Source organism: Streptomyces poriferorum (assembly GCF_019399235.1).
Lineage (GTDB): Bacteria > Actinomycetota > Actinomycetes > Streptomycetales > Streptomycetaceae > Streptomyces > Streptomyces poriferorum.
Genome location: NZ_JAELVH010000385.1, coordinates 1 through 5,730, shown reverse-complemented (window position 1 = coordinate 5,730; position 5,730 = coordinate 1). Strand labels below are relative to the sequence as shown.

Genomic DNA, 5,730 nt, shown 5'->3' with positions numbered 1-5,730 from the left:
GTCCGGTGGGGGTGTGGGAGGCCTTGCCGCTGCGGGACTTGTCGGGGAGCGGGGTGCCGGGGAGCTGGTTGGTGGGAACGCCGTTCGGGCCGGGGACGGTGACGACCTCGGTGGAGCGGACGGCGCCGCCGAGCATGGAGCCGATGAGGAGGGTGAGGCCGACGACGACGGTGGCGACGACGGCGCCGCGGCGCAGGACGCGGCGGCGGAGGTCCCAGATCTCGGAGCGGGGGCCGAGCTTGCGCCAGGCTTCTCCGGCGAGGCGTCCGTCGACGGAGTAGACGGGGGCGCCCGCGATGACCAGGGGGCTCCAGGCGGCGAGGTAGATGATGTCGGGTGCGTCGTAGACGGCGACGGTGCGCCAGCTGACGGTGACCAGGAGGGCGGCGGACAGGAGGGCGCCGATGGAGGCGGCGACCCGCTGCCAGAGGCCGAGGACGGTGAGGACGCCGACGACGACCTGGAGGAAGGCGATGGTGAGGCCGGCGCCGACGGGGTGGGAGAGGGCGAAGTCGCGCAGCGGTTCGGCGAGGGCCCAGGGGTGGAGCGAGGTCAGCCACTTGACCATGGAGCCGCGGTCGCCGCCGTCGAAGTAGACGGGGTCGCAGAGCTTGCCCATGCCGGCGTAGATGGAGATGAAGCCGAGGAAGACGCGCATCGGCAGGAGGACGACGCCGAGGTTCATGCGGCGGCCGGGGTAGTACGCGTGCCGGACGCTGTCGCCGCCTTGGCGGCGGTCGCGGGTGTCGGTGATGTCGTCGCCGTCGTAGGCGTCGTCGCGGTCGCGGCCGTGTCCGTCGGTGTCGTACGGGCCGGGCTCGACGGGGTCGTAGGCGCCGACGGCCTGGCGCATGGGGGGCAGCAGCGGGCCGCCGGGGCGGCGTGGCTGGTGCGGTGCGGTGATGACGGGGTTGGGCTGGGTCTCTTCGAGGCGCGGGATGACCTGGGTGCCGGGGCCGCCGTGTCCGCTGTCGAACTCGTAGGAGGCGTATGGCTCGTACGGGTCGTAGGCGGTGTCGGGCCGGCCCGCGGTGGAGTTCCGTACGGCCTGGAGGAGTCCGCTGGCGCCGGGGTCGCCGGGGGCTGACCTTCCGCTCCACACGACGGGGGCGCGTCGGCCGCGTCCGGTTCCGGAGCCGCTCATGGCGGGGATCCTGGGTGCTCCGGCGGGTGCCGCACCGCGCAGCCGTGCGCGCTGGCCGGGGGCGAGCTGCACCCGGAAGCTGGCGTGGTTGACGATGACCTGCGCGGGGTCGCAGTCCACCTTGGCCATGCTCAGGGCGGGTTGTTCGTCGAACCGAGGCGTTCTGGTGTCCACACTCATCTAACCGAGTGATGTGTGTTTAGGACACTGCCTTGACGGTGTCGAAGTGTCCGAGGCCCGTCAACAGGGGGTGGTGGGGTGCGCCGGGGCGCGCGCGTGCCCGGATGCGCCCCCGGTGCGGCCACCTCGGACCCGGTCGGCCGCCGCCTGTGCGGGTGGTCCCGCGGGACGGGCCGTGCGGCCCGTCCCGGCGGCGGATCAGGCGCGGCGGCGCGCGACCTCGTACATCACGATGCCGGCGGCGACGCCGGCGTTCAGGGATTCGGCGCCGCCCGGCATGGAGATGCGGACGCGGTAGTCGCAGGTCTCGCCGACGAGGCGGCCGAGGCCCTTGCCCTCGCTGCCGATGACGATGACGACGGGGCCGCCGAGGGCTTCGAGGTCCTCGACCGTGTGCTCGCCGTCGGCGGCGAGGCCGACGATCGAGATGCCTTCCTTCTTGTACGCCTCCAGCGCCCGGGTCAGGTTGGTGACGCGGGAGACGGGCGTACGGGCGGCGGTGCCGGCGGAGGACTTCCAGGCTCCGGCGGTCATGCCGGCGGCGCGGCGCTCGGGCACGACCACGCCGTGGCCGCCGAAGGCGGAGACGGAGCGGACGATGGCGCCGAGGTTGCGCGGGTCGGTGACGCCGTCGAGGGCGACGATCAGCGGGTCCTCGCCGTTGTCGTAGGCGGCGGCGGTGAGGTCCTGCGGCTCCGCGTACTGGTACGGCGGGACCTGGAGGACGAGGCCCTGGTGGTTGAGGCCGTTCGTCATGCGGTCGAGCTCGGGGCGCGGGGCTTCCATCAGGTTGATGTTGCCGCGTGCGCCGGCGAGCTGGAGGGCCTCGCGGACGCGCTCGTCGTTGTCGATGTACTGCTGGACGTACAGCGTGGTGGCGGGCACGCCGTCGCGCAGGGCCTCGAAGACGGGGTTGCGGCCGACGACCATTTCGGAGGTGCCCTTGACGCCGCCGCGCCGGGGGGCGGGGCGGCGGTTGGCTGCCTGCTTGGCCCTGGCGGTGGCGATGCGGTTCTTCTTGTGCTTCTTGCGGTCCTCGGCGGGCGGCGTCGGTCCCTTGCCTTCGAGGCCACGGCGTCGCTGACCACCGCTGCCGGCCGTAGCGCCCTTCTTGTTGGACGTGCGGCGGTTCCTGCGCTGGCTGTTCCCGGCCATGACCTACCTGTTTCGTTGCTTCAGACGTGCGTACGTATAAGTGAAAGTGTGCCGCCCGGCGGGCCGGGCGGCACATGGAGGACTACTGGCGCGGGCCGAGTGTCCACCGTGGTCCTGTGGGGCTGTCCTCGATGACGAGCCCGGACTGGTTGAGCTGGTCGCGGATGGCGTCGGCCGAAGCCCAGTCCTTGCGGGCCCGCGCGGACTGGCGCTGGTCGAGGACGAGGCGTACGAGGGTGTCGACGACGCCGTGGAGGTCGTCGCCGCGGTCGCTCTCGCCGGCCCAGTGCTCGTCGAGCGGGTCGAGGCCGAGGACGCCGAGCATGGCACGGACCTCGGCGAGGCGTGCGACGGCGGCTTCCTTGTCGTCGGCGGCGAGGGCCGAGTTTCCCTGGCGGACGGTGGTGTGGATGATCGCGAGGGCCTGCGGGACGCCCAGGTCGTCGTCCATGGCCTCGGCGAAGGCCGGCGGCACCTCGGAGGCGGGGGCGACGGTCTCGCCGGCCTTCTCGGTGACGCGCTGGACGAAGCCCTCGATGCGGGCGAACGCGGATTCGGCCTCGCGCAGGGCCTCCTCGCTGTACTCGATCATCGACCGGTAGTGCGGGGTGCCGAGGTAGTAGCGCAGCACGATGGGGCGCCAGGCCTTGACCATCTCGCTGACGAGGACGGAGTTGCCGAGCGACTTGGACATCTTCTCGCCGGCCATGGTGACCCAGCCGTTGTGCACCCAGTACTTCGCGAAGTCGTCGCCGTAGCCCTTGGCCTGGGCGATCTCGTTCTCGTGGTGCGGGAAGATCAGGTCGATGCCGCCGCCGTGGATGTCGAAGGCGGTGCCGAGGTACTTGTGCGCCATGGCGGAGCATTCGAGGTGCCAGCCGGGGCGGCCGCGGCCCCAGGGGGTCTCCCAGCTGGGCTCGCCGGGCCTGGACGCCTTCCACATGGCGAAGTCGCGCTGGTCGCGCTTGCCGGTCTCGCCGTCGCCGGAGGGCTGGCGCAGGTCGTCGAGGTCCTGGTTGGAGAGCTCCAGGTAGCCGGGGAACGAGCGGACGTCGAAGTAGACGTTGCCGTCGGCCGCGTAGGCGTGCCCGCGCTCGATGAGGCCGCGCATCATCTCGATCATCTCGGTGATGTGGCCGGTGGCGCGGGGCTCGTAGGTGGGCGGCAGGCAGCCCAGCGCGTCGTAGCCGTCGTTGAAGGCGCGCTCGTTCTCGTAGCCGATGGCCCACCAGGGGCGGTCCTGTTCGGCCGACTTCTTGATGATCTTGTCGTCGATGTCGGTGACGTTCCGGACGAACGTCACGTCGTAGCCGCGGTAGGCGAACCAGCGGCGCATGATGTCGAAGTTCAGTCCGGACCTGATGTGCCCGATGTGCGGGGCGGCCTGGACAGTCGCGCCACAGAGGTAGATCGAGACACAGCCCGCTGTGAGCGGGACGAAGTCACGGATCTGCCGGGCGCTGGTGTCGTACAGGCGAATAGTCACGCCTCAAGGGTAGTGGGCGCGCACCAGTGCCCCGCGACCCCTTGGAGGATTGCGTGGACAGTTGTTACGGCTCCGGGCGGGCCGGAGCCGTGAGGGGTGATCGTCCGGGACGGCTCAGATGCGTCCGACGACCTTGCGGGGGGTGATCCGCACGACGACGCGGGGGTCGTCGTCGCCGGAGGCGGGGTTGAAGTCGGCGTACTTCTTGCCGGTGTACTTCTGCGACAGCTCGTCGATGAGTTCCTGGCCGCCTTCGGTGGTGAGGGCGGCGGTGCCGCGGATCTCGGCGTAGGTGTACGGGGCGTCGAAGGGCTGGACGACGACGGAGACGCGGGGGTCGCGGGCGAGGTTCTGTTCCTTGCGGCGGCCGGTGGTGGTGGAGATGAGGACGTCGTCGCCGTCCCGCTTCACCCAGACCGGGGACACCTGGGGGCTGCCGTCGGGCTGGATGGTGGCGACGGTGACGAAGACCGGGGTGTCGAGCAGCGCCTTGAGGTCTTCGGAGAGTGCGGCGGTCATGGCGTACGTCCTCCTGAGCGGGTCGGTGATGTCTCTACGCCTACCCCGCCTCCGCTTCCTCGTCCCTGTTTCCCGCCCGCGCCCACCGGAAGGGTCAGTGCCAGGGCTGCGCCGGCCAGCGGGACCGCGGCGAGGACGGCCCAGCGGACGGGTGCGGGGGCGTCGAGGAGGGCGCCGGTGGCGGCGCTGCCGCCGAGCACGGCGAGGCCGGACACGGAGGAGAGCGCCCCGGTGGCGAGGCCCAGGTGCCGGTCGTCGACGAGATCGGGTACGAGGCCGCGGGCGGCGGGCACGAGGAGCATCTGGCCGAGGGTCAGGAGGACGACGAGGGCGGCCGGGGGCAGCAGCCCGGAGGGGCCGGACGGGGTCAGGGGTACGGCGGCGAATCCGGCGGCGACGGTGACGAGCCCGGTGACGAGGGCGGTGCGCGGGGCTAGCCGGTGGGCGGACCAGCGGGTCAGGGGCAGCTGGGCGAGGACGACGAGGAGGGAGGAGAGGGCGAAGAACCAGCCGAGGGCGGCCTGGGATCCGGTGGCGCGCTGCACCTCGGCGGGCAGCGAGAGGTAGAGCTGGCTGTAGGCGACGAGGTAGCTGCTGTACGCGAGGCAGAGCAGCAGGAACGGGCGGCCGGTGAAGACCTGCCGCATCGCACCGCGGTGTGCGGCCGTTCGGGTGACGGGGTCGCGGTGCGGCATGAACCGGGCGTGTCCGGCGAGTACGGCGACGAAGACGAGGACCCCGGCGAGGCAGGCGGCGCGGAAGCCGCCGTCCAGGAGGAGGAGCAGCGAGCCGAGGAGGGGGCCGAGGAAGGCTCCGGCCTGTCCGGCGGCGGCGAACCTGGCGAGTACGTGGGCGCGGGGGGTGCCGGTGCGCTGTTCGTGGCGGACGGCTTCGCGGGCGGTCTCGGATTCGACGGCCGGTGAGAAGAGGGCGGCGGCGAATCCGGTGAGCAGGACGGCCCCGATGACGGTGGCGGTGGACGCGGCGAAGGCGAGCCAGCCGAATCCGGCGATGCGCAGGAGACAGCCGGTGAGGACGACGGGCCTGGGGCCGTAGCGGTCGGTGAGGGCGCCCCCGATGACGAAGAGGCCCTGCTGGCTGAAGGTGCGGAGGCCGAGGACGAGGCCGACGAGCCAGCCGGTCATGCCGAGGCCGGTGCCGAGGTGGGTGGCGAGGTAGGGCAGGACGGCGTAGAAGCCGGTGTTGAAGGCGAACTGGGTGGTGGTGAGGAGGCGGAGGTAGGGGG

Annotated in this window: 5 protein-coding genes; all 5 read right to left on the bottom strand. The window is 72.1% G+C overall.

Going from position 1 to position 5,730, the window contains the following annotated elements:
* A partial coding sequence (locus JGS39_RS36400; protein WP_219574045.1) for a DoxX family membrane protein occupies positions 1-1,324 on the bottom strand: 1,324 nt, incomplete at its 3' end.
* 198 nt (positions 1,325-1,522) lie between these two features.
* Positions 1,523-2,479, bottom strand: a complete 957-nt coding sequence (rlmB, locus tag JGS39_RS36395) for a 23S rRNA (guanosine(2251)-2'-O)-methyltransferase RlmB (RefSeq protein WP_219574044.1) — start codon at positions 2,477-2,479, stop codon at positions 1,523-1,525.
* Positions 2,480-2,561: 82 nt separating this feature from the next.
* Positions 2,562-3,965, bottom strand: a complete 1,404-nt coding sequence (gene cysS / locus JGS39_RS36390) for a cysteine--tRNA ligase (protein WP_219574043.1) — start codon at positions 3,963-3,965, stop codon at positions 2,562-2,564.
* 114 nt (positions 3,966-4,079) lie between these two features.
* Complete coding sequence (locus JGS39_RS36385; protein WP_219574042.1) at positions 4,080-4,484, bottom strand: PPOX class F420-dependent oxidoreductase; 405 nt, start codon at positions 4,482-4,484, stop codon at positions 4,080-4,082.
* The coding region (locus tag JGS39_RS36380; protein ID WP_219574041.1) for an MFS transporter at positions 4,481-5,730 on the bottom strand (1,250 nt) is incomplete at its 5' end. The genes JGS39_RS36380 and JGS39_RS36385, both read right to left, overlap by 4 nt.